This window comes from Micromonospora sp. NPDC005172 (assembly GCF_040608555.1).
In the GTDB taxonomy this organism is placed as follows: domain Bacteria; phylum Actinomycetota; class Actinomycetes; order Mycobacteriales; family Micromonosporaceae; genus Micromonospora.
Genome location: NZ_JBEXIL010000026.1, coordinates 23,482 through 45,829, shown reverse-complemented (window position 1 = coordinate 45,829; position 22,348 = coordinate 23,482). Strand labels below are relative to the sequence as shown.

Sequence of the window (22,348 nt, the reverse complement as noted above, 5' to 3'; positions counted from 1 at the left end):
GGGGTCAGTAGGCGAAGGCGAGCGGACGCTCGGCGTCGTCGGTGTCGTCGGCGGGGGGTTGTTCGCTGACGTCGGGTACGCCGGCCCTGGCGTAGCGCAGCAGCAGCTTGACCTCGATCACGGCGAGGGTGGCGTAGATCAGCGTGAACGCGGTGAACGAGGTGAGGACCTCGGTCAGCGAGACGCTGCGGGACACCCCGTTGCGGGTGAGCATCTCGCCGAAGACGATCCACGGCTGGCGGCCCATCTCGGTGAAGATCCAGCCGAACGAGTTCGCCAGCAGCGGCAGCACCGGCATGGCGAGCCCGGCGCGCAGCAGCCACCTGCTGCTCGGGGTGCGGCCCCTGCGCTGGGTCCAGAGCACCAGCAGCGCGATCGCGCCAGCGGCCATCCCGAAGGCGATCATGAAGCGGAAGCTCCAGTAGGTGACCGGGATGATCGGGGTGTAGCTGCCCGCGCCGTACTGGGTGGCGTACTGGGCCTGCAGGTCGTTGATGCCGTGCACGGTTCCGTGCGGGTCGCCGGTGCCCAGGTACGACAGCAGGTACGGGATCTTGAGGGCGAACACCTCGCGGCTGCCGTCCAGGCTGCCGATGGTGAGTACGGAGAACGAGGCGGGGCTCTCGGTGGTGTAGAGCCCCTCGGCGGCGGCCATCTTCATCGGCTGCACGTCCGTCATGATCTTGCCCTGGATGTCGCCGGTGAACAGCACGGCGGCGGAGGCGACCAGGACGACCCAGGAGCCGAACTTCGTGGCGAAGCGGTACGCGCCGGTGTCGGCCGAGTCGCGGTTGCGGATGACGTGCCACAGACCGACCGCGACGATCAGCGAGCCGGCGACCAGGAACGAGCCGGCCAGGGTGTGCGGGAAGGTGATCAGGGCGACCTTGTTGGTCAGCACGGCCGGGAAGTCGGTCAGTTCGGCGCGTCCGCTGTCCGGGTTGATCCGGTAGCCGACGGGGTTCTGCATGAAGGAGTTCGCCGCGAGGATGAAGTACGCGGACAGGTTGGTGCCGATCGCGGCGGCCCAGATGCTGGCCAGGTGTGCGCGCTTGGGCAGCCGGTCCCAGCCGAAGATCCACAGGCCGATGAAGGTGGATTCGAGGAAGAACGCGACGAGCGCCTCGATGGCCAGGGGCGCGCCGAAGATGTCGCCGACGAAGCGTGAGTAGTCGCTCCAGTTCATGCCGAACTGGAACTCCTGCACGATGCCGGTGACCACGCCCATGGCGAAGTTGATCAGGAACAGCTTGCCGTAGAACTTGGTGAGCTTGAGGTAGCGCTCGTTGCCGGTGCGGTGCCACATCGTCTGCAGGATCGCCACCAGCACGGACAGGCCGATGGTCAGCGGTACGAAGAGAAAGTGGTAGACGGTCGTGACACCGAACTGCCACCGGGCGACGTCCAACGCGTCCACCTGTTACCCCCAACTATGCGTACTACGAGACGTAGTAAATACTACTGCTCGTCGTAGAGGATTGGGCAGGGTCGGGCGGCCCGAACCGGCCCGGGACCAATGACCCTGATCACCCCCGGGCATCCGGCCGACCCGCCCCCGCCGGACCGTTGCGCCGTGCGACGATGGCGCGCTGATGAACACCGCGCACTCCCCCTGGCAGCCACCACTGCTCTGGCGCGCCGCCCTCGCCGTGGCCCGCGCCCTGGTCGGCCTGCTCGCCCGCCTCGAGGTCAGCGGCGACGTCCCCGCGCACCTGCGCCGAGGCCCGCTCGTACTGGCCGCCAACCACATCAGCCCGTTCGACCCCGTCGTCATGATCGCCGCCTGCCGGACCCGTGGCGTCGCCCCGCGGATCATGGCGACCGCCGGGCTGTTCCGCGCTCCCGTGCTCGGGGCCGCCATGCGACACGTCGGGCACATCCGCGTCGACCGGGGCACCAGCGGCGTACACCAGGCCCTCGACGAGGCGGCCGACGCCGTCGCGGCGGGCTCGGTGATCCTCATCTACCCCGAGGGGCGCATCGGCCTGGACCCCGGCATGTGGCCCGAACGCGGCAAGACCGGTGTCGCCCGGCTCGCGCTGGCCTGCGGCGCTCCCGTCGTCCCGGTCGCCCAGTGGGGCGCGCACGAGGTGCTGCCCTACCGGGCGCCGAAGGGAATGCTGCGCGGCATCGCCCGCGCGCTGTGGCGTCGCCCGGTGATCCGGGTGCACTTCGGCGAGCCCGTCGACCTAGGCGAGTCGAACGCCAGCACCCCCGGAGCGGCCCGCCGGGCCACCAACCGGGTCGTCGACGCCCTCACCGACACCCTCGCCCCCCTACGCCCCGACGAACCCGACCGCCCCCGCCACGTCGACCCGGGCCGCCCCACCGACACGAGCCGCACCCACCGCCGCACCCCCTAACCCCCACCCCGCCCCGCCCCCGCCCTGCCCCCTGCCCTCCTGCCCCCTGCCCCCTGCCCCCCGCGATCTTGCACTTCCTGTCGAGACATAACGCCCCGAGTCGCCCATAAAGACAACACAAACCGCAAGATCGACGCAGCTCTGGCCCCGAGCACGACGACCCCTCCGCCCGGCCCCCGCGATCTTGCACTTTCTGCGGCGACATAAAGCACCAAACCGCCCATAACAGCGACACAAAGCGCAAGATCGACGCAGGCGGGGATCGGCGGCCCGGGATCGGCGGCCCGGGAGGCGCGGGCTCCCCCGGGCAGGGGAGGCGGTTGGCTCGGCGTGGGGATCAGGAAGGGGCGGTCGGCGGCGAGGCTGGACTCGTCAGCCCACCGCGCGCAAGGGAGTGTTCGATGGTCAGGTTCGTATCGTGTCTGGCAGCAACAGCGGCAGCAACAGCGGCAGCCGCGCTGGTCGCGGCCGGGTCGTCGCCGGCCTGGGCGCAGGCCGCCAGCACGTCACCTCCGGGCGGGACCACTGCGATGGTCGTCGGGGCGGGACAGTTCGTGTACGACGAGCCCAACACGGTGGGGCACCGGATCTGGTTCGGCGTCGTGGCGGTCGTGGCGGCCGACGGGTCGACGCACGGGCAGTTCCGCTACCGGCACGAGCTGCCGGACGGCACCGTGGCCGCACAGGGCAGGGCCGACGTGACGTGCCTGCGGGTCACCGGGAACGTCGCGGTGTTCACCGCGATCGTGCCCGAGGGCGTCGGGCCGGTCCGTAACCACGGCTACTACGTGAAGATCATCGACGGTGGTCGGCAACCCGACGTGATCGTCGACGCCCAGGCACAGAACGGGACCGAGCCGCCCCCCACCGGTTGCATCGACCCCGAGACGGAACTCCCACCCGAGGTACCCGCACGACCCCGGTACCCGATCCTCGCCGGCGGTTACGTGGTGCGCGCCGACACCGCCCGTTCCTGAGCACCTGGCGCTCCCGTCCCACGGGGGTGACGGGGGCGCCAGGGTCCGCGGGCGGACGAATGTCGCCGGCAGGCCACCTACACTCCACCGGCCGCGGGCATACTGCGTCGCGTGCTCAACCGATCCGCCTACCTCGACGCGCCCGCGCCGCTGGCGTTCGCCCACCGCGGCGGCGCCGCCGAGGGCGACGAGAACACCACCGCGGCGTTCGCCCGGGCCATCGGGCTCGGTTACCGGTACGTGGAGACCGACGTGCACGCCACCGCCGACGGCGTCCCGGTGATCTTCCACGACCCGACGCTCGCGCGGGTCACCGGTGAGGCGGGACGCATCGCCGACCTGAGCTGGGCCGACCTCGCGTCGGTACGCGTCGGCGGCGCTGCCGTCGTACCCCGGCTCGACGAGGTCCTGGACGCCTGGCCGCAGGTCCGCTTCAACATCGACGTGAAGGCCGACGGCGGCGTCGCGCCGACGGTCGCCACCCTGACCCGGGTCGGCGCGGCCGACCGGGTGCTGCTCGCCTCGTTCAGCGACGCCCGACTGGCCCGACTACGGGCCCTCACCGGGGGACGTGTCGCCACCAGCCTCGGCATGCGCGCCGTCGCCCGTCTGAGGCTGGCCTCGCTGCACGGCCGGCCGTTGCGGCTGCCCCCGTCGGTGGTCGCCGCGCAGGTCCCCCCGCGTTACGGGCGGGTGCCGGTGGTCGACCGCCGGTTCGTCGACTACTGCCACCGGCTCGGCCTTCAGGTGCACGTCTGGACGATCGACGAACCGGGCCAGATGCACGACTTACTGGATCGTGGTGTGGATGGCATCATGACCGATCACGTCGGCGTGCTGCGCGACGTCTACCGCAGCCGCGGCCACTGGGCCGCCTGACCAGCACCGAAGGAACCCCCGATGGCCGAGACCGTGACCCCCACGGTGGACGACACCCCGCCTCCGGCGAGCACCCGCCGCGAGCGCCGCGGCTGGTACATCTACGACTGGGCGAACTCCGCCTTCCAGTCCACGGTGATCACCGTGTTCCTCGGCCCGTTCCTGACCACCGTCGCGGAGACGGCCGCCGGCTGCGAGCTGGGCGCGGACAGCTGCGACGGGTACGTGCACCCGCTGGGCATCCGGGTCGCGGCCGGGTCCTACTACCCGTACCTGATCTCGCTGTCGGTGTTCCTGACCGTGTTCGCGTTGCCGGTCATCGGGGCGATCGCCGACCGGTCCGCGCACAAGAAGCGCCTGCTCGGCGGGGCCGCGTTCACCGGCGCGGGCGCGACCATCGCGATGGCCCTCGTCACCGGCGACCGGTACCTGCTCGGCGGCGCGTTGTTCCTGGTCGCCAACATCTCCTTCGGCGCCGCGATCGTGGTCTACAACTCGTTCCTGCCGCAGCTCGGCGGCCCGGACGAACGGGACGGCATCTCCAGTCGTGGCTGGGCGCTGGGCTACCTCGGCGGTGGCCTGCTGCTGGCGGTGAACCTGGCCACGGTCTCCCTGCTCAGCGAGGACGGCAACCCGCAGCGCACCCTGGACCTGGCCCGCTGGTCGATCGTGTCCGCCGGTGTGTGGTGGGCGGTGTTCACCCTGGTGCCGCTGCGCTGGCTGCGCGACCGTCCCAGCGCGGAGGCCGTGGCCGCGCGGGGCAACGTGCTCACCGACGGGTTCCGGCAGCTCGGCCGCACCGTGCGCGGGATCAGGGCGTACCCGCTGACGCTGTTCTTCCTGCTCGCGTTCCTCGTCTTCAACGACGGCATCCAGACCGTCATCACGATGGCCAGCCAGTACGGCACCGAGGAGTTGCGGCTGGAGCAGAGCACCCTGATCGTCACGATCCTGCTGGTGCAGTTCCTCGCCTTCGGAGGCGCGTTGCTGCTCGGCGCGCTGGCCCGGCGCATCGGGGCGCGCAAGACGGTGCTGATCAGCCTGGTGCTCTGGACCGGTGTGATCCTCGGCGTGTTCTGGCTGCCCGCCGAGGCGCCGCTGCCGTTCATGGCGCTCGGCGCCTGCATCGGCCTGGTCCTGGGTGGCAGCCAGGCGCTGAGCCGGTCCCTGTTCAGCCAGCTCATCCCCGCCGGCAAGGAGGGCGAGTACTACGGCTTCTACGAGATCAGCGACAGGGGCACGAGCTGGCTCGGCCCGCTCGCGTTCGGCATCGTGTTCCAACTCACCGCCTCCTACCGCGTGGGTCTGGTCTCCCTGGTGGGCTTCTTCGTGGTCGGTTTCCTGCTGCTGTTGGCGGTGCCGATGCGCCGGGCCATCATCGCGGCCGGCAACACGCCACCACGGGTGCTCTGAGCACGTGCGACGCACCTGACAGATCCGGGCCGGTCGATCGGCTAGGCTGCCCGACCGTGACCGACGACGCCGCTGCCACCCCGACCTGTCTGGCCCACCCGTTCCCTGGCCAGCCGCACGCTCCCGCCGGCTGCGCGGCCGCGCGTGGGCTCGACGGGCGACCGGTGCACGCCGCGGCGCTCAAGTTCTTCTGGGGGCCGATGGACTGCGGCAAGTCCACGATGGCGTTGCAGATGAACTACAACCACGCCCGCCAGGGCCGCCGGGGGCTGGTCACCACCCGCATCGACCGGTCGCTGGGCCCGCAGGTCACCACGCGCATCGGCCTGGCCCACGAGGCCATCGAGGTCACCGACGACCTGGACCTGCGGGCGCTCGTGCGCGGCCGCTGGGCCGACGGGGTACGCGTCGACTACCTGATCTGCGACGAGGCGTGCTTCTACACGGTGGAGCACGTCGAGCAGATGGCCGAGCTGGTGGACAGCTACGACGTGGACGTGTTCGCGTTCGGCCTCGCCACCGACTTCCGGTCCTGCCTGTTCCCTGCCGCGCAACGACTGTTCGAGCTGGCCGACGAGGTGGCCCGCATCCAGGTCGAGGTGCTGTGCTGGTGCGGCCGGGAGGGGCTGCTCAACGCGCGGGTCGTCGACGGTCGGGTGGTCCGCGAGGGCGCGCAGGTCGTCATCGGCGACACCGTCGAGACCGCTGACGTGCGCTACCAGGTGCTCTGCCGGCGGCACTACCGCAGCGGTGACCTGGGCCCCCGAGACTGAGGCGCCCGCCGGACCCGGAGCCGATCCGCGATGATCACCGCGACGGTCACCGCCGTCGCCAGCGCCGCGCACGTCACCACCGTGGCGCCCAGCCCCACGCAGACCGGTATCAGCGTCAGCAGCACCACCACCGCGGCGATCCGGCTGGTCGGCAACGCCCGCCACAGCACCGTCTTGTAGGCGGCGTGCCCGGCGAGGAACAACGCCGGACCACCCAGGGTGAACAGCGCGGCGACCGTGGTGGCGGGCGCGCCGGGCTCCCGCAGCAACACCTCGTCGCCGGCGGAGGCGACGATGACCCCGGCGACGATCACCGGGTGCAGGTAGTTGAACGCGACCCGGCTCAGCGCGCCGGTGCGCTCGCCCGCCCCCGCGATCACCTCCGTCGCGGCCGGGGCCGACCGGGCGAAGTACACCCACCACAGGGCCACCGAACCGGCGAACGCCAGCAGGAACGCCCCCGACGTCTCCAGGTCCACGTGCGAGGTGAGGGTGCTCCCGGTGACCAGGATCGACTCACCCAACGCGATCAGGACGAACGCCGCGCACCGTTCGGCCAGGTGCCCACCCTCGACCATCCACCGCTCGGGGCGGCTGCGGCCCCGCCCCGGCAGCGGATAACCGATCAGCAGGCCGACCACCTCGAGCACGACCACCGCCGCCCACAACGCCTCCCGGGCGACCCCGCCGGCCAGGCCGCCGAGCACGACGAGCACCGACGTACCGGTGATCCACGGCAGCGACTGTTGGAACCCGGCGACCAGCCACGGACTGCCCCGCACTGCCCAGAGCGCGAACAGGGTCCGGCCCACCTGCACACCCACGTAGACCACGGCGAAGAACAGGCCGGTCCCGGCGAACGCCTCCGGGATCGCCGCCGACAACGCCAGGCTGCCCAGCGCCACCCCGAGCAGTACGGCGCGCACCGGCCCCTGGTCCGGTTGCAACCAGTTGGTCAGCCAGGTGGTGTAGACCCAGACGAACCAGACCAGCGCCAGCAGCAGCGCCGTACGGGCGGCGCCTCGCCAGTGCGGGTGGGCGATCAGGTAGTGGGACAACTGGGTGATGGTGAAGATGAAGACCAGGTCGAAGAAGAGTTCGGTCGACGTGGTCGGCTGCACGCCCTGACGCGGTCGCAACAGCTGCGGACGCACCGGGACGGCGGCTGGCTCAGAAGGGGTCACCGCACACCCGCCAGTCCCCGCCCTCGCGGACCACCGGCAGGCGGCGTTCCTCGCTGACGCCGCCGTCGCGGGTCACCTTCACGGTCACCGTGCCGCGCGGACGCCCACCCTTGGTGGACACCGACACGTCGGTGATCTCGTAGTCGGTCACCATCGGCGGGGTACGCACCCAACTGGTGAAACCGATCGCGCTCCACCGGGTCCGCGCGTCGGCGCACAGCCGCTCGTACGCCTGATCACTGTCACCGAGGGCCACCTCGTTGAGGAACCTGTCGGCGGTCTCCCGGATCGGGCCGGCCGCCTGCCGTACGGTCTGCAGGTTCCACGCTCCCAGCCCGGCCACCCCGACGCAGCACAGCGCCATGCCGAACCCGGCGAAGGCCAGCCCGGCGCGCATCGGGCGGCCCCGCCGGGCCGGTCGGTTCCACGACTGGCCGGCACCCACGACTACCGACCGTAGAGAACGCCGTCGCGGTGAGGCGCGGCAAGCCGGAAACTGGGCCTTCTTTCGGCGCGGCGACGCATCGTCTACCGTCGGCGCACACCCCCGTAGCGCCAGGGAGCCGATCGATGAGCCGCTTCGTGCAGCCGGTACCACCCCCCGCCGACCCGTACGCCGGTGACGCCCTGCTGCGGTCCTGGCTGGAGCGTCACCTCGGCGCGGAGGGACACGCCGCCGCGAAAGGGCGCCTGGCCGACCTGGCCGCCGAGGTGGCCGGGCCGCTGCGCGCGGCGCACGCCGACGCCGAGGCGCACCCGCCGACGCTGGTGCGCTACGACCCGTGGGGCGCTCGCGTCGACCGGATCGAGGTGTCCTCCGGCTGGCAGGCGCAGCGGGCCGCCGCCGCCCGACACGCCGTGGTGGCGCTGCCCTACCTGCCCGACGCGCGGGGCACCTGGGGCGCGGCCGCGCGGGTCGTACAGCACGCGCTGCTGCACCTGTACGGACCGGAGTCGGCGACGTTCTCCTGCCCGGTGGCGATGGCCGACGGGGCTGCGGCGCTGCTCAGCCTGCCCGACGTGGACGCTGGTGTCCGTGACGCGTGGCTGCCCCGGCTGGTTTCCACGGACCCGGACACGGCCATCACCAGCGGGCAGTGGATGACCGAGTCGCAGGGCGGCTCCGACCTGGGCCGGTCCAGCACGATCGGCCGACCCGCGGCGGACGGTTCGTGGCGGCTCACCGGCGAGAAGTGGTTCTGCTCGGCCGCCGACGCGGCGATGGCGGTGGCTCTGGCCCGCCCCGAGGGCGCCGGGCGGGGCAGCCGGGTGCTCGCGCCGTTCCTCGTTCCCCGCTACGCGGCGGACTCGCCGCTGGCCACCGGCGCGACGCCGGACGCGCCCGCCCCCGGCGTCGTCGTGCACCGGCTCAAGGACAAGCTCGGCACCCGGGCGCTGCCGACCGCCGAGATCGGGTTGCGCGACGCGTACGCGGTGCCGCTGGGCGACCCGGCGGTGCCCGGCCTGGTCCGGGCGATGACGCTGGTCGTGGTGACCCGGGTGCACAACGCCGCCGCCGCGGCCGGCGGGATGCGACGCGGCCTCGCCTACGCCCGCGCGTTCGCCGACGCGCGGCACGTCGCGGGCGGCCCACTGGCCTCCTCGCCGCTGCACCGCGCCACGCTGGGCACCCTCGCGGTCGACGCGGCGGGCGCGTTCGCCCTCGCGGGGCACGCGTTCGCGCTGCTCGGGCGGGTCGAGGTCGGCGCCGACCCGGAGGCCTCCGCGGAACTGCGCATCGTGGCGCCGCTGGCCAAGCTCGCCACCGGCCGGCTCGCCGTCAGCTCCGCGAGCGAGTACGTGGAGAGCTTCGGCGGCGCCGGCTACGTGGAGGACACCGGTGTGCCCCGGTTGCTGCGCGACGCGCAGGTGCTGCCGATCTGGGAGGGCACCACCAACGTGCTGTCCCTGGACGTGCTGCGCGCGTTGACCCGGGAGGACGCCGGGACGCCGCTGCTGAGCCGGCTGACCGCCGCTGTCGACCTGGCCCGGCCGCTGTCGCCCGCGTTGGCCGACACCCTGGCCACCGCAGCCCGGCAACTGGGCGAGACGATCACGGCGGTGACCGCCGAGCCGGGCACGGCAGCCGTGCTCGCCGGGGCTCGAGGGCTGGCGCTGCGCCTGGCGTACGCGCTGACCGCCGCACTGCTCGTGGAGCACGCCGCGTGGGGTGACGAGCAGGCGGAGTTGGCGGCGCGGCTGTGGGCGCGGCGGTGGCTGCGACACGAGGACATCGCCGAGGACGCCCACCACCACCTGGACCTGCTCTGCTGACACCTCGACGTGGATTGTCGGGGGTGCCGGGCAGACTGCCGGGCATGACGACAACCGCTGACCTCGCGATGGTCAACCTGGACAGCTCCGACCCGGCCGGGCAGGCCGCCTTCTACCATCGGGTGTTGGGCTGGGAGGTCGCCCACAGCCAACCCGAGTACGCGATGATCCGCAACGGTGGCGTGTCCATCGGGTTCGGCCTGGTCGAGGGCTACCAGCCGCCAGCCTGGCCGGATTCGGCCGGGCAGAAGCGTTACCACCTCGACCTCTACGTCGACGACCTGGCCGTCGCCGAGAAGGAGTTCGTCGCCGCGGGCGCGTCCAAGCCGGAGTTCCAGCCCGGGGAGACCTGGGTGGTGCTTCTCGACCCGATCGGGCAGCCGTTCTGCCTCTGCCGCCGACCGCAGGGCTGACGCGGCCTGACGCCGCACGCCGCCGCAGGGCTGACGCGGCCTGACGCCGCACGCCGCCGCAGGGCTGACCAGCGGTGCTCAGCGCAGCGGGCCTCGGGCCACGGCGTCGCGCATCGCCGCCGGATCGCCGACCGGGACGTACTCCAGCCACCAGGTCGCCCCGGCGGCGGCCAGCTCACGGCGGTAGGCCCGCTCGGCGCGTTCGTCCGGGCGGCGGCGTCGGCCGCCGATCGCCACGTCGAACGGCTGGCCGTCGGCCCGGGTGGCGGGCAGCGCTTCGACCAGCTCGTGGACCTCGTCGGGGGTGAAGTCGGCCCAGCCGTCGGTGTCGGTCAGCTTGTAGGGCACGATGCCGTCGGCGCGGGCCGCACGCCGTCGCACTGCCCCGGCCTGGGTGCTGCCGCCGACCCAGACCGGCACCCGGGGCGACTGCACGGGCGGTGGACGCAGCGCCACCTTCTCGGCGCGGTAGTGGACGCCCTGGTGCTCGACCCGTTCTCCGCTGAGCAGGCCGGTCAGCAGGTCCAGGCCCTCGTCGAGCATCGCGGCGCGCACGGCCACCTCGGTCGGCTCGCCGAACGCGGCCAACCCCCGGTCGCCGGGGTCGCCGACGCCGACCGCCACCGTGGCCCGGCCGGCGCTCAGGTGGTCGAGGGTGAGCACCTCACGGGCCAGCTTCGCCGGACGGCGTCGGGGCAGCGCGGTGACCGTGGTGCCGAGGCGCACCCGCTCGGTGCGCCCGGCGATGGCCGCGAGCACCAGCCACGGGTCGTAGGTAGACGGGTCGTCGCCGCAGTAGTGGATGACGTAGTCCTCCAGGAACACCCCGTCCCATCCGGCGCGCTCGGCCAACTCGCCCAGCTCGACGAGGGTGGCGACGGCGATATCGTCGCCACCGCAGGGGATCTCCAGGCCGTGTCTCATCCGGTGACCGTAGGACGGGGGTACGACGGTCAGGCGCGCCGGCGCGACCGGGCGGCCCACACCGCGTACGCCGGATCGCGGTCGAGGTTGTGGCGGTCCCGGTCGTATCGGCGGGTGGTCCGCGGGTCGGCGTGCCCCATGGCGTCCTGCACGTCTTCGAGGGGTACGCCCTCGGACCGGGCGGTGGTGGCGAAGGCGTGCCGCAGCGAGTGCGGGGACAGTCGCGCCCAGGCGGGGATGCCGGCGGCTCGGGCGAGGCGACGGACCATCCGGAACACCGAGTGCCGGTCGAGTCGTGCGCCGCTGGCGGTGACCAGCAGTGGCCCGGTCAGCTGCGTCACCGGCACGCCGGTGGCGGCCGCCCGTTGGGCCAGGTACGCGTCAACGGCGTAAGCGGTGCCCGGGGTGAGGGCGCGACGGCGCTGCTTGCCGCCCTTGCCGACGAAGCGCACGCTGCGGTGCCCGCGTTCGGTGCCAAGGTCGGTCAGGTCCAACGAGACCAGCTCACCGACCCGCAGGCCCAGGTCGGCCAACAGCGCGATCGCCGCGCGGTTGCGGGCCGCCGTCGGGCCGGTCTCGGCGTCGGCCGCGGTGAGCAGGGCGTCCACCTCCTCGGGGGTCAGCCCGATGGTGGCGGAGTGGTCCCGGTCGACGCGGGGTCGGTCCGCGCCGGAGACCGGGTTGGCCGGCACGCCGCCGAGCTTGACGAGGAAGTCGTACCAGCTCGACAGGGCCGAGAGCCGGCGTGCGACGGTCGCCGGGGTCAACGGCCGGCCGCTGCGGGCGACGAGTGTGGACTCCAGCGTGCGGGCGTACTCGTTGACGTGCAGGAACGTGGCCCGCAGCGGGTCCAGGTCGTGGCCGGCGCACCAGCCGAGGAAGGCGGCGACGTCGCGCCGGTAGGCGTCGCGGGTGTGCTCGGACAACCGGCGGTTGCGCAGCCACGCCTCGGTGACGTCCATCGGCGCGCTCGGCAGGGCCGGGCGGGCGGTGGGGCGGGCGAGCACGGGCGCGTCGGAGAACACCATGTGAAAAAGGTTCTCAGCAGCGGATGGGATTGCCACGCAGGCGCGCCGACGGCCGGCACCCCGGTGTGGGCGCCGGCCGTCGAGGCGGTGGCTCAGGCGTTGATCTTGCACTTTCTGCGGCGACATAAAGTACATACAGCCTCATCACGACAACCCAAAGCGCAAGATCGCCGGCCCCCTCCCCCACCACGCCATCCGTCGCATCGATCATGAAGTTATTGCCGGCTGGTTCGGCGTGTCTTGGCAATAACTTCATGATCGCCGGGGGCGGGGCGGGGCGGGGGGCGGGGCGGGGCGGGGGGTGGGGCGGGGGGTGGGGGCCGGGGCGGGGCGGGGGGTCAGGCGTTGATCTGTCGGTGTGCGTCGCCGTTGGCGGTGATGGTGACCCGGCGGGGCTTGGCCCGCTCGGCGACGGGGATGCGCAGCGTCAGCACCCCGTTTTCGTAGCCGGCCTCCAGCCGCTCGCTGTCGAGGGTGTCGCCCAGGAACAGTCGCCGGGTGAAGGTGCCCATCGGGCGTTCGGCGGCGACCAGTTCGACACCGTCGCCGGTGGGCCGACGCCGCTCGGCCCGCACGGTGAGCACGTTGCGCTCGACCGTGCAGTCGATGGTGTCGGGGTCGACGCCGGGCAGGTCGAACGCCGCGTAGAAGTTGTCCCCGTCGCGGTAGGCGTCCAGGTGCATCATCGCGGGACGGGCCGCCGTACCGAAGAACTGCTCGGCGAGCCGGTCCACCTCGCGGAACGGGTCGGTACGCATCAACATCGCTGTGCCTCCTCGGATCTCCTGGCCGAAGGTGATGAGTTGAGCCCGACTGACTCAACTTCCTCTTCTTATTTAGCGCCTTCCGAGCCGGGCGTCAACCTCTTCTCGAACCAGTGCTCGGCGTACGGACCCTGCGAGTACGCCGGGATCTCGACATAGCCGTGCCGGGCGTACAGGGCGCGGGCCTCGACCAGGTCGGAGCGGGTGTCCAGGCGAATGCGGTCCACCCCGGCCGCCCGCGCCCGCCGCTCGACGGCGGCCAGCAGCGCGGCGCCACCACCGGCGCCCCGGTGCGCGGAGCGGACGAAGACCCGGGTCAGCTCGGCCCAGTCGGCGTGCCACCGCAGCCCGGCGCAGCCCGCCAGGTCCGCGCCGCGATGCGCGATCAGGAGCAGACCCCCGGGGTACGTCAGGTCGTCGCTGGGCATCTCGGCGAGCGCGGCGTCGACCTCGCCGGGCAGATCGGGGCGGCAGTGGTAGCGCACCACCATCTCGGTCATGTACTCGCGCAGCAGGAGTGTCGCGTCCGGATGGTCGGGCCGGACGGCACCGGTCACCCACTGCCGGACGGCCGTGGTCACGCGTTGTCCTCAGTGCCTGCGGTCCGCCGGTAGATGCCCTGCTCACGGGTCAGCAACCGCTCGTCCACCAGGTAGCGGCGCAGCGTGGCGTGGTCCGACGCGCCACCGGCGCACCACGGCTTGAGCGCGTCGTCGACGGCCCGCTCCGGATAGCGCGTGTCCGCCGCGAACGACCGCTGCGCGATGTGGGCCAGCAGCGTTCGCCGCCTCCCGCGCTGCGCCGGCATGCCCACCAGGACGTACCCGCGCAGGAACGCGCGCAGCACCGGGTCCTCGGTCGACTCGGCGTCGTCGGTCGGGCGACTGTCGCGTGCCGCCGCCCGCAGCGACGCCTCGTCGACCGCGAGCGTGCCGTCAGCGCCGGTGACGAGGCCCGCGTCGGCGAGACGGCGGAGGCCGGTGAGCACGACCCGCGCGGCCAGGCCGCTGCGCTGGGCGACCTCCGCCACGCTTGTCGATCCCAGCGCGACCGCCGCGAAGATTCGTCGCCGTCCGTCGTCGGCCAGGGCCCCGGCCAGAGCGTGCGCAGTCATGCCGGTCACCCTCCCATCGGCGTACGCGCACCGCCAGGAGATTTCGAGGTACGCCCCGCTGGCTGCCGGCTACCCAGCGGTGGTCAGGAATTGCTCGTCTGGGACGCGTCGGCGGGTTGCTCGGCGACGAGGAGCACCCGGCGTAGCAGGTCGGAGAGCACCCGTCGCTCCGCCGGGGTCAGCGCGCCGAGCAGCCGGTGCTCCTCGGCCCCCTGGCTCTCCATGGCCGCGCGCCACGCGTCCATGCCCGCGTCGGTGAGTTCCACGTCCACCCGACGACGGTCCACGGTGGACGGGATGCGGCGGACGAAGCCCCTCTTCAGCAGGGTGTCGACGCGTGCGGTGATCGAGGCCGGGGCCACCGACAGATCCGCGGCCAGGTCGGAGGGGGCCGCACGCCCTTGCCGGCCGGCGAGGGCGTGCAGGGTCTCGTACTCGTGTGGGGGCAGGTCGAAGTCGGCGAGGACCCGTTCCTTGACCGCGCGCAGGTGTCGGATCACGCGGATCATCCGCACCACCGCGCCCTCGATGTCCCGGTCGAAGTCGGGCACTCTGCGCACCCGATCCTTCCGGCTGCTGTTCCTCGGCCGTACCGTCTCGGCGGTCGGGGACGCGGTGGTGCCCGCCGCTCTGGCCCTGGCCGTGCTGCGGGCCACCGGCTCCAGCGGGGCGTTGGCGGTCGTCCTGGCTGCCGCGATGGTGCCCCGGCTGCTCCTGCTGCCGCTCGGCGGTGTCGTCGCCGACCGGTTCGCCGCCCGCCGGGTCGCCCTGCTGGCCGACCTGGTGCGCTGCGGGACCCAACTCGCGGTCGGCGCGGAACTGCTCGGCGGCGACCCGTCGCTGACCACCGTCGTGGTGGCGTCCGCGCTCGGCGGCACCGCGTCGGCGTTCGCCATCCCGACCGCATCGCCCCTGGTGGCCGGCACCGTCGCGGCGGCCGACCGGCAACGGGCCAACGCGCTGACGGGAGTCACCGCCAACGCCAGCCGACTGCTCGGCCCGGCCCTGGCCGGGGCGTTGATCTGGGCCGCCGGGCCCGGTTGGGCGTTCGTGATCGACGGCGGGTCGTTCTCGCTCAGCGCCGCCCTGCTCGCGCTGGTCCGGGTCGAGCACGTGCCGGTGCCACGCCGATCGGTCCTGGCCGACCTGCGCCACGGCTTCGGCGAGGTACGCGCCCGCGACTGGTTCTGGACCAGCCTGCTGGGGCACGGCATGTGGAACGGCGCGGCCGCCGTGCTGATGACCCTCGGGCCGGCTGTCGCCATCGACCGTCTCGGCGGCGAGGTGACCTGGGTGCTGCTGTTGCAGGCCGGCGCGATCGGCATGCTCGTCGGCTCGCTGCTGGCCGGGCGGGTCCGGCTACGCCGACCGGTGCTGCTGGCCAACATCGGGCTGGCCACCTACGCCGTGCCGCTGTTCCTGCTCGCCGTGGCCGCGCCCGCCCCGGCCGTGATCGTCACGTACGCCGTGGCGCTGACCGCCCTCGGCTATCTCAACCCGGTCTGGGAGACCGTCGTGCAGCACCACTTCCCGCCGGAGGTCCTGGCCCGCGTCACCTCGTACGACTGGCTGGTGTCGCTGGCCGCCATGCCACTGGGCTACGCGCTGGCGCCGCTGGCCGCCGACTCGTTCGGCACGCCCGTACCCCTGGTTGTCGCCGGCCTGCTGGTCCTCGTCGCCTGCGGCGGCACCGTGCTCGTGCCCGGCGTGCGCCGGCTCACCTGGCCGACCGCCCACGAGCCGCAACCGGCCGAACCGGCCGGCGTGCGCTGACCAGGCCGGCCAAGGTGGACGGTCAGCCGGCGGCGCGGGCCATGGCGACGAAGCCGCGCCAGGCGTCCGGGCGGAAGGTGAGCGTCGCGCCGTCGCGGTCCTTCGAGTCACGCACGAGCACCACGCCCGGAAGGTTGTCGGCGACCTCGACGCAGTTGCCGCCGTTGCCGCCGCTTCTCGTGCTCGTACGCCACCGCGCCCCGGTCATGTCCATGATCCCGCCGCTTCTCTGAGAAGGTCCAGGGAACGTCCCCGGGGCAGCGCCTCGCCGCGAATCCGCTCCCACCGCCGTTCCAGGCTAACAAGCTCCGATGGCGCGTCGAGGATCTGCGCCTGCGCGGCGCTGTCGACGTGCGCAAGGCGCGAGCCGTCCGGCAGGTCGGCGATGGTGAACGGCCCGTCGAGCCCGGGGTAGCTGGGCGCGTCCGCCGGAACGATCTGGAGTTGGACGGTGTCCGTCTCGACGTAGCCGAGCAGGCGCGTGAGCTGCGCCGCCATCAGCGCCCGGTCGTCGCCGACACGGCGGCGGAGAACCCCCTCGTCGAGCAGGGCGATGAGCAGCGGTCCCTCGGTCTCCCGCTCGATAATCGACTGCCGGTTCAGCCGCGCCTCGGTGAACTCGTCGATCGCAGCCGCGGTCAGCACCCCGCCGCCCAGGGTGGCCCGCGCGTACGCCTCGGTCTGGAGCAACCCCGGCACCCACGCCAACTCGAACGACCGCAGCGTCACCGCCTCGCGTTCGATGTCGACCCAGGGTCGGAACCACACCGGTTCCCGGCGGCGGAGGGCGTCCGGCCACAGTGCCTCGGCGTCGCGGGCCAGCAGCTCGGCGACTGTCGCGCGGTGTCGACTCTGCGGGACGTGGCCCGGGTTCGCCCACCGGGCGACGGTCTTCGGGTGCACGCCGATCCGGTCGGCGAGGCTCTCGGCCGTGTGACCCGCCTCGGCGAGCGCGGCGACAAAGGCGTGATTCATACCGTTCCTTCCGGGGAGCAAAGGGGCTGCGCCACAGAAAACACGTAACGCTGTGTGCTTGTCCAGCGACTCCCGGGAAAGTGGGGTATCGACGGCGCGGCCGGCAGGGACCCGAACCCGGCGGACGCGTTCGCAGCGGGGGCCGCTGCCGCGACCGGAAGCGGCCCCCGCCTCCAGCAGCCGACCCAGGAGGAACGCGTGGCCCACACCGACGGAACGGCCCGGAGGCCGACACACTCCCCGTTGCGCCCGTCGTGGCGCTGCCCGGCCTGCGGCATCCTCTGGCCGTGCTCGACCGCGAAGCTGCGCCTGCTCGGCGAGTACCGCGAGGACCGCCCGGGTCTGGTGACGCACCTGGCGGCGGTCCAGAAGGAGGCCGAGGCCGATCTCGCCAGGCTCAACCCCGATGTGGCGCTACCCGACCTGACCCCGCGTTTCGTCGGCTGGGCGCAGGCCCGCTGAGCGGATGGCCTAGTCGGCGTCGTGCTCGGTGATGAGTGCGGGAAACCAGGTGACGTCCAGTGGGGTGCCGTCGTGGTTGCCGCGGTTGTCGTTGGCCATGTCGGCGACCCGCTGCGCGTCGTCGAGGGTGGTCAGCAGAGCGGCGCTCCCCGGCCGGATGCCGAGCTTGGTGCTGGCCTGGGTGTCCAGGCGGTAGCAGAGCCAACTGTGGAAGCGTCCGTCGATGAAGCCGAGCACCTCGAATCCGCGCGTCGTGCCGGGTGGGACAGCCGTGGGGTGCACGAGGTTCATCCGGACCGGATGCGGGAGGTCGTCGATCCACTCCTCAATGACGGTCATCAGCTCGGCGACCACTGCCGTCGGCACGCTCATGCTCAGCACGTGGACGGTGCGGGGGTCCGCCGGCGCGTGCCGGACGGCGTTCGCGGCCTGGCGCAGGGTCCGGTGCCAGGGCGCGAACAGCGACTGCTGCCACGGCTCGATGTCCTGGTCGGCGGGGAGGAAGTCGGCGAGGCAGTCGCTGACCGTGGGCACCGCGCTCGGTAGGTCGGCGGTCCAGCCCTCTCTGCCGGGCGTCCAGCAGAAGCCCGCGACGAACCCGGCCAGCACACAGTTCTCGGCGTCTGTCACCTGCTCATGATCGACGAAGCCGGCGTCCGGTGCCGAGAATTGTTCGGGCGGCCCTCGCGCTCAGGGAGTGACCGCAGGAGACCCGTCGGTGCGCAGTCGTGCGTGCTGGTGCATGTCGTGCCAGCCGTCGGCGTGCCGCATCGACTGACGCGCCACCCCCTCCACGGTGAAGCCGCCCCGCGTGGCGACCCGGCACGACGCCGCGTTGGCCGTCGAGTGGTTCAGCTCCAACCGGTGCAACCCCGCCTGCGCGAAGCTCCACCGGGTCAGCGCCTCCAGAGCCTCGGTGGCGAGCCCTCGACCGCGTGCGTCGGGCAGCAGCCAGTACGAAATCTGCGCCGACCCCTCGCTCAGCAGCACGTCCCGCAATCCGGTCTGGCCGACCGGCCGGTCGTCGTCCTCGACGATCGCCCAGCTCACGGCCGTCTCGGCGCGCCACCGGCCGGTCCACTGTGCCGTCCACGCCCTGGCCTCGGCGTCGTCGTCGAGCCGGAGCACGTGCCACCGCCGGATCGCCGGACAGTCGAAGGCGGCGCGTACGACCGGGGCGTCGTCGTCACGCCACGGCCGCAGCGCCAGCCCTGGACGTACCGGAAGGTGGGGTTGCTCCTGGGCGGCGAGACGCCCAGCGGGCAGGGCTGGGGTGACGAGCAGCGGCATCGGCCCATTATCGAGTAGTCGGTCTCACTCGCCGGTCGGGCCGCCCGCCAGCTCGGCGACCACGTCGAGGTGGCCCAGGTGGCGGGCGTACTCCTGCACGAGGTGGAACAGCACCCGTTCCAGCGACGCCGGGTCCGCGCCGTTCCAGCGCGGGCCCGGCGCACCGACCTCGGTCAGGTCGTGCGCCGTCACGACGGCCGTGGTGTGCGCGCCCTGCGCCCGCAGCGCCGCGACCAGATCGTCGCGGGTCTCGTCCGGGGCGACGTACCAGCGGTCGTCCCGACGATCACCCCACGGCTCGGCGACGTTCCGGCCCTCGAAGCCCCACTCGATCCAGCGCAACTCGACGTGGCGCAGGTGTGTGAGCAGCTCCAGAGGGGTCCACCCGGACGGCAGCCGGCTGCTGCGCAGCTCCGACTCGTCCAGCGCCGACACCTTGGCCACCATCGACTCCCGGAAGTAGTCCAGGTAGCGCAGGAAGACCTCGGTGCGGCTGCCGGCCGGTGCGGTCGGCTCGGGGAAGGCAGTCATGAGCCGCTCGGCAGGTCACGACCGCGCTGGCGCACGCCCGCGCCGCCGTACGGGTAGTCACCGATCGGCGGCGCGCTCGCCTCGTCCAGCAGCCGCATCTGCGCCGCGTCGAGGACGAGGTCGGCCGCGGTCAGGTTGTCGTCGAGCTGTTCGGTGGTCCGCGCTCCGAGGATCACCGAGGTGACCGCCGGTCGTGCCGCCAGCCAGGCCAGCGACACCGCCGACATGGACACGTCCCGGTCCCGCGCGATCTGGCCGACCGCGTCGAGCACCCGCCAGGTGCGCTCCTGCGCGTTGCGACCCGCGTACGCCTCGACCCCGCGCTGCGGGTTCTCGCCGAGCCGGGTGGCGCCGGTGGGCGTGGAGTCGCGCCGGTACTTGCCGCTCAGCCAGCCTCCGCCCAGCGGCGACCACGGCAGGATGCCGATGCCCTCGTTCTCGCAGACCGGCACCAGCTCGAACTCGATCTCCCGGGCCAGCAGGTTGTACTGCGGTTGCAGCGAGACGATCGGGGTGAGGTTGAGGTGCTGGGTGAGCAGGGCGGCCTTCTGCAACTGCCAGCCGGTGAAGTTGCTGACCCCCGCGTAGCGGATCTTGCCGGCGCGTACGGCGTCGTCGAAGAACCGCAGCGTCTCGGGCAGTGGGGTCAGCGGATCCCACGCGTGCGCCTGGTAGAGGTCGACGGCCTCGACGCCGAGACGTCGCAGGCTCGCGTCCAGGGCACGGGTGAGGTGCACCCGCGACAGGCCGGCGTCGTTCGCCCCGGGGCCCATCGGGAACCTGCCCTTGGTGGCGATGACGAGGCGGTCGCGCGTGTCGGGCCGTGCCCGCAACCAGCGACCGACGATCTCCTCGGAGACGCCTGTGGAGTAGACGTCCGCGGTGTCGAGGAAGGTGCCGCCGGCCTCGACGAACCGGTCGAGCTGGGCGAAGCTGCCCTCCTCGTCGGTCTCCGCGCCGAAGGTCATCGTGCCGAGGCACAGGGTCGACACCACCGTGCCGGTGGCGCCCAGAGTGCGGTATCGCATGTCGTCCTCTCGGTCGAGTTGCAAAACTGATCTTCGCACCTGGTCAGAGCGTGTGCACCCGGAGGCTTCGCGGGCACCCACGCGGCGGCGTCACGGGCGATGATGGATCGGTGAGCGAGCCCGCCATCGACACCGACCGACCGCACGCGCCGGCCCGGTCGTCCACATTGGTCGAGCTGCCGCAGCCCGGTCCGCGTACGCGGGGGCCGTGGCTGGTGGCAGCCCTGACCAGCGTGACGCTGCTCCTGCTCGCCGGGCGGTACGGCTATCACCGCGACGAGCTGTACTTCCTGCTCTGCGGCCGGCACCTCCACTGGGGTTACGTCGACCAGGGCCCGTTGGTCCCGGCGCTGGCCCGACTGCTCGACGAGATCGCGCCGGGCAACCTGGTGGTCCTGCGGACGCCGTCGGCGCTGCTGGCCGGGGGCGCGGTCCTGCTGGTCGCCGCCATCGCCCGCGAGCTGGGCGGCGGCCGGGGTGGGCAGAGCGTCGCGGCGGTGCTGGCCGCGCTGTCCGGCATCGTGCTCGCCAGCGGCCACCTGCTCAGCACCACGACCGTCGACCTGCTGGTCTGGCTCGCCGTGGCGTGGTGCGCGGTCCGGTTGCTGCGCACCGGCGACACCCGGTGGGCGCTCCCGCTCGGGCTGGTGCTCGGCGTGGGCATGCTCAACAAACTGCTGCCCGCGTTACTGGCCCTGGGCCTGATCGCCGGTGTGGTGATCGCGGGACCGCGTCGGCTGCTGCGGGACAGATGGGTGCTCGCCGCCGCCGGGATCGCCCTGGTACTGGCCGCGCCGAACCTGGTCTGGCAGGCCGCACACGGTCTCCCGCAGCTCGGCGTGGCCGCCTCGATCTCCGACGGCGACAGCTCCTACAGCGGCCGCCTCGACGCGTTCACCCTCCAGTTCGTCATCATCAGCCCCTTCGCCGTACCGATCTGGATCGCCGGTCTCGTCGCGTTGCTGCGCCGGCCGACGTGGCGGCCGTACCGGGCGGTGGGTTGGGCCTGGCTTGTCGTGTTCGGCGTGGTCCTGGTGGCCGGCGGCAAGGGCTACTACGACGCTCCCCTGCTGCTGGTCCTCGCCGCCGTGGGCGCGGTGGTGACCGCCGCGTGGGCGTCGCGCGGCTCGACGTGGCTGCGCCGTGGGGCGCTCGCGGTGGGCGCGGCGCTGTTCCTGCTGCCCAACGTCGTGCTGCTGCTGCCGGTGCTGCCGGCCGACCGGCTGCCTGCCTTCGTGGTCGACGTCAACTACGACGCCGGGGAGACCATCGGCTGGCCGGCGTTCACCGACTCACTCGCCGCCGTCCACCGCGGCCTGCCGGAATCGGAACGCGCGCGAGCGGTCATCCTGACCGGCAACTACGGCGAGGCCGGGGCGGTCGCGCGGTACGGCCCGGCCCGAGGGCTGCCTCGGGCGTACTCCGGGCACAACAGCACTGTCGACTTCGGTCGGCCGCCCGCCGACGCGGACGTGGTCATCGCGGTCGGCTGGGAGCGCCCCGACGCGTTGAACGGCTGGTTCGAGCAGTGTGCGCTGGCCGCTCGGGTGGACCAGCGGGTCGAGGTGGCCAACGACGAGAACGGCGGCCCGATCCACGTGTGCCGAGGGCTGCGGCGTCCGTGGGCCGAGATCTGGGACACCGAGGTACGCCACGCCGGCTGAGCCTGGTCAGCCGGCGGGTTCGCCGGTGAGCCAGGCGCGGACGGTGGTCAGGGCCTCGGGGCCGGAGTCGTCGTCCACGTCGCGGGCGAGGTCGGCGATCGTGATGGCGGCCAGCGCGTCGCGCCACGCCGTCTCGGCGGTCCACATCGCGCGAGCGATCGGGCACGCGCTGGTGCAGGCGCTGGGCGGGGCGGCAAGCGGGCCGCGCTGGCGGATCTCGGTGCACACGAAGGCGGGGCCCGGCCCGTCGATGGCGTGGACCACGTCGAGCACGCTGATGCTCTGCGGTGCGCGGGTCAACGCGTAGCCGCCCGACTTGCCCTGCACGGAGTGGATGAGCCCCGCACGGGCCAGCGACTGGAGTTGCTTGGCGAGGTAGCTGCCGGAGACGTCGTGCAGCTCCGCGAGCCGGGCGGCCGGGACGGGCCTGCTGCTGGTGGTCAGCACGACGCAGCAGTGCAGCGCCCACTCGACCCCGCCGGACATCTTCATCGCCTCACCCTAGCCACCCCTGATACT

General features: G+C 72.8%; 26 protein-coding genes. 10 read left to right on the top strand and 16 right to left on the bottom strand.

The features are described from left to right. Positions 1 to 4: 4 nt before the first annotated feature. Positions 5 to 1,417, bottom strand: a complete 1,413-nt coding sequence (locus ABZV06_RS19060) for a cytochrome ubiquinol oxidase subunit I (RefSeq protein WP_355244749.1) — start codon at positions 1,415 to 1,417, stop codon at positions 5 to 7. Between the two features lie 175 nt (positions 1,418 to 1,592). Between ABZV06_RS19060 and ABZV06_RS19055 the strand changes: the two genes are divergently transcribed. The 5 genes from ABZV06_RS19055 (at position 1,593) to ABZV06_RS19035 (ending at position 6,405) form a co-directional block, all read left to right on the top strand. Beyond that, positions 1,593 to 2,363, top strand: coding sequence for a lysophospholipid acyltransferase family protein (locus tag ABZV06_RS19055; protein ID WP_355244752.1), 771 nt, complete (start codon positions 1,593 to 1,595; stop codon positions 2,361 to 2,363). Between the two features lie 401 nt (positions 2,364 to 2,764). Then, complete coding sequence (locus ABZV06_RS19050) at positions 2,765 to 3,340, top strand: hypothetical protein (RefSeq protein WP_355622942.1); 576 nt, start codon at positions 2,765 to 2,767, stop codon at positions 3,338 to 3,340. 111 nt (positions 3,341 to 3,451) lie between these two features. Further along, the gene (locus tag ABZV06_RS19045; protein WP_355244757.1) at positions 3,452 to 4,219 is read left to right on the top strand and encodes a glycerophosphodiester phosphodiesterase; all 768 of its coding nucleotides are present in this window, start codon (positions 3,452 to 3,454) and stop codon (positions 4,217 to 4,219) included. A gap of 21 nt (positions 4,220 to 4,240) precedes the next feature. Then, a complete protein-coding gene (locus ABZV06_RS19040; protein WP_355622939.1) occupies positions 4,241 to 5,632 on the top strand; it encodes an MFS transporter in 1,392 nt (463 codons plus the stop codon). A gap of 164 nt (positions 5,633 to 5,796) precedes the next feature. Further along, on the top strand, positions 5,797 to 6,405 hold the full coding sequence (locus ABZV06_RS19035) for a thymidine kinase (protein ID WP_355244901.1): 609 nt from the start codon (positions 5,797 to 5,799) through the stop codon (positions 6,403 to 6,405). On the opposite strand, the gene ABZV06_RS19030 is transcribed toward ABZV06_RS19035, so the two are convergent. Together ABZV06_RS19030 and ABZV06_RS19025 are read right to left on the bottom strand one after the other, a co-directional pair. Further along, entirely contained in the window at positions 6,372 to 7,526 is a 1,155-nt protein-coding gene (locus tag ABZV06_RS19030; protein ID WP_355622936.1) for a low temperature requirement protein A, read from the bottom strand. The genes ABZV06_RS19035 and ABZV06_RS19030 overlap by 34 nt on opposite strands. A gap of 49 nt (positions 7,527 to 7,575) precedes the next feature. After that, positions 7,576 to 7,986: a hypothetical protein gene (locus ABZV06_RS19025; RefSeq protein ID WP_355622997.1), complete on the bottom strand. Its 411-nt coding sequence runs from the start codon at positions 7,984 to 7,986 to the stop codon at positions 7,576 to 7,578. A gap of 173 nt (positions 7,987 to 8,159) precedes the next feature. Here ABZV06_RS19025 and ABZV06_RS19020 point away from each other — a divergent pair, with 173 nt between their 5' ends. Then, entirely contained in the window at positions 8,160 to 9,863 is a 1,704-nt protein-coding gene (locus tag ABZV06_RS19020) for an acyl-CoA dehydrogenase family protein (protein WP_355244763.1), read from the top strand. A 44-nt stretch (positions 9,864 to 9,907) separates the two neighbouring features. Continuing rightward, positions 9,908 to 10,276, top strand: coding sequence for a VOC family protein (locus tag ABZV06_RS19015; protein ID WP_355244766.1), 369 nt, complete (start codon positions 9,908 to 9,910; stop codon positions 10,274 to 10,276). Positions 10,277 to 10,354: 78 nt separating this feature from the next. Here ABZV06_RS19015 and ABZV06_RS19010 read toward each other — a convergent pair whose 3' ends face one another. The 6 genes from ABZV06_RS19010 to ABZV06_RS18985 all read right to left on the bottom strand — a co-directional run bounded on the left by ABZV06_RS19010 (position 10,355) and on the right by ABZV06_RS18985 (position 14,657). Then, positions 10,355 to 11,200 (bottom strand): LLM class flavin-dependent oxidoreductase, encoded by an 846-nt coding sequence (locus ABZV06_RS19010; protein ID WP_355622933.1) that lies wholly within the window; start codon positions 11,198 to 11,200, stop codon positions 10,355 to 10,357. A gap of 29 nt (positions 11,201 to 11,229) precedes the next feature. Further along, positions 11,230 to 12,228, bottom strand: a complete 999-nt coding sequence (locus tag ABZV06_RS19005) for a tyrosine-type recombinase/integrase (RefSeq protein ID WP_355622930.1) — start codon at positions 12,226 to 12,228, stop codon at positions 11,230 to 11,232. A gap of 338 nt (positions 12,229 to 12,566) precedes the next feature. Further along, positions 12,567 to 12,992 (bottom strand): Hsp20/alpha crystallin family protein, encoded by a 426-nt coding sequence (locus ABZV06_RS19000; RefSeq protein WP_355244774.1) that lies wholly within the window; start codon positions 12,990 to 12,992, stop codon positions 12,567 to 12,569. A gap of 68 nt (positions 12,993 to 13,060) precedes the next feature. Further along, entirely contained in the window at positions 13,061 to 13,573 is a 513-nt protein-coding gene (locus ABZV06_RS18995) for a GNAT family N-acetyltransferase (RefSeq protein WP_355622927.1), read from the bottom strand. Then, on the bottom strand, positions 13,570 to 14,106 hold the full coding sequence (locus ABZV06_RS18990) for a DUF2087 domain-containing protein (RefSeq protein WP_355622924.1): 537 nt from the start codon (positions 14,104 to 14,106) through the stop codon (positions 13,570 to 13,572). Before ABZV06_RS18990 ends, ABZV06_RS18995 begins: the two co-directional genes overlap by 4 nt. Positions 14,107 to 14,189: 83 nt before the next feature. Continuing rightward, positions 14,190 to 14,657 carry a MarR family transcriptional regulator gene (locus ABZV06_RS18985; protein ID WP_355622921.1) on the bottom strand — a complete coding sequence of 156 codons (468 nt, stop codon included), beginning with the start codon at positions 14,655 to 14,657 and terminating at the stop codon, positions 14,190 to 14,192. Here ABZV06_RS18985 and ABZV06_RS18980 point away from each other — a divergent pair. After that, a complete protein-coding gene (locus ABZV06_RS18980) occupies positions 14,635 to 15,879 on the top strand; it encodes an MFS transporter (RefSeq protein ID WP_355622918.1) in 1,245 nt (414 codons plus the stop codon). The genes ABZV06_RS18985 and ABZV06_RS18980 overlap by 23 nt on opposite strands. A 22-nt stretch (positions 15,880 to 15,901) precedes the next feature. Here ABZV06_RS18980 and ABZV06_RS18975 read toward each other — a convergent pair whose 3' ends face one another. Together ABZV06_RS18975 and ABZV06_RS18970 are read right to left on the bottom strand one after the other, a co-directional pair. Then, entirely contained in the window at positions 15,902 to 16,093 is a 192-nt protein-coding gene (locus tag ABZV06_RS18975) for a DUF397 domain-containing protein (protein WP_355244786.1), read from the bottom strand. Then, entirely contained in the window at positions 16,084 to 16,854 is a 771-nt protein-coding gene (locus ABZV06_RS18970; protein ID WP_355244789.1) for a DUF5753 domain-containing protein, read from the bottom strand. The genes ABZV06_RS18975 and ABZV06_RS18970 overlap by 10 nt, the downstream gene beginning before the upstream one ends. A 198-nt stretch (positions 16,855 to 17,052) precedes the next feature. Here ABZV06_RS18970 and ABZV06_RS18965 point away from each other — a divergent pair, with 198 nt between their 5' ends. Further along, positions 17,053 to 17,316, top strand: a complete 264-nt coding sequence (locus tag ABZV06_RS18965) for a flavin reductase (RefSeq protein WP_355244792.1) — start codon at positions 17,053 to 17,055, stop codon at positions 17,314 to 17,316. 9 nt (positions 17,317 to 17,325) lie between these two features. Here ABZV06_RS18965 and ABZV06_RS18960 read toward each other — a convergent pair whose 3' ends face one another. The 4 genes from ABZV06_RS18960 to ABZV06_RS18945 are packed head-to-tail and all read right to left on the bottom strand — an operon-like array spanning position 17,326 to position 20,165. Then, positions 17,326 to 17,946 carry a hypothetical protein gene (locus ABZV06_RS18960; protein WP_355622915.1) on the bottom strand — a complete coding sequence of 207 codons (621 nt, stop codon included), beginning with the start codon at positions 17,944 to 17,946 and terminating at the stop codon, positions 17,326 to 17,328. A 60-nt stretch (positions 17,947 to 18,006) separates the two neighbouring features. After that, complete coding sequence (locus tag ABZV06_RS18955) at positions 18,007 to 18,606, bottom strand: GNAT family N-acetyltransferase (RefSeq protein ID WP_355244798.1); 600 nt, start codon at positions 18,604 to 18,606, stop codon at positions 18,007 to 18,009. 24 nt (positions 18,607 to 18,630) lie between these two features. Further along, complete coding sequence (locus ABZV06_RS18950; RefSeq protein ID WP_355622912.1) at positions 18,631 to 19,137, bottom strand: DUF664 domain-containing protein; 507 nt, start codon at positions 19,135 to 19,137, stop codon at positions 18,631 to 18,633. Further along, complete coding sequence (locus ABZV06_RS18945) at positions 19,134 to 20,165, bottom strand: aldo/keto reductase (protein ID WP_355244801.1); 1,032 nt, start codon at positions 20,163 to 20,165, stop codon at positions 19,134 to 19,136. Before ABZV06_RS18945 ends, ABZV06_RS18950 begins: the two co-directional genes overlap by 4 nt. A 110-nt stretch (positions 20,166 to 20,275) precedes the next feature. Between ABZV06_RS18945 and ABZV06_RS18940 the strand changes: the two genes are divergently transcribed. Beyond that, positions 20,276 to 21,829, top strand: a complete 1,554-nt coding sequence (locus ABZV06_RS18940; RefSeq protein WP_355622909.1) for a glycosyltransferase family 39 protein — start codon at positions 20,276 to 20,278, stop codon at positions 21,827 to 21,829. A 6-nt stretch (positions 21,830 to 21,835) separates the two neighbouring features. Here ABZV06_RS18940 and ABZV06_RS18935 read toward each other — a convergent pair whose 3' ends face one another. Further along, the gene (locus tag ABZV06_RS18935; RefSeq protein WP_355622906.1) at positions 21,836 to 22,321 is read right to left on the bottom strand and encodes an Rrf2 family transcriptional regulator; all 486 of its coding nucleotides are present in this window, start codon (positions 22,319 to 22,321) and stop codon (positions 21,836 to 21,838) included. Between the last annotated feature and the right edge of the window lie 27 nt (positions 22,322 to 22,348).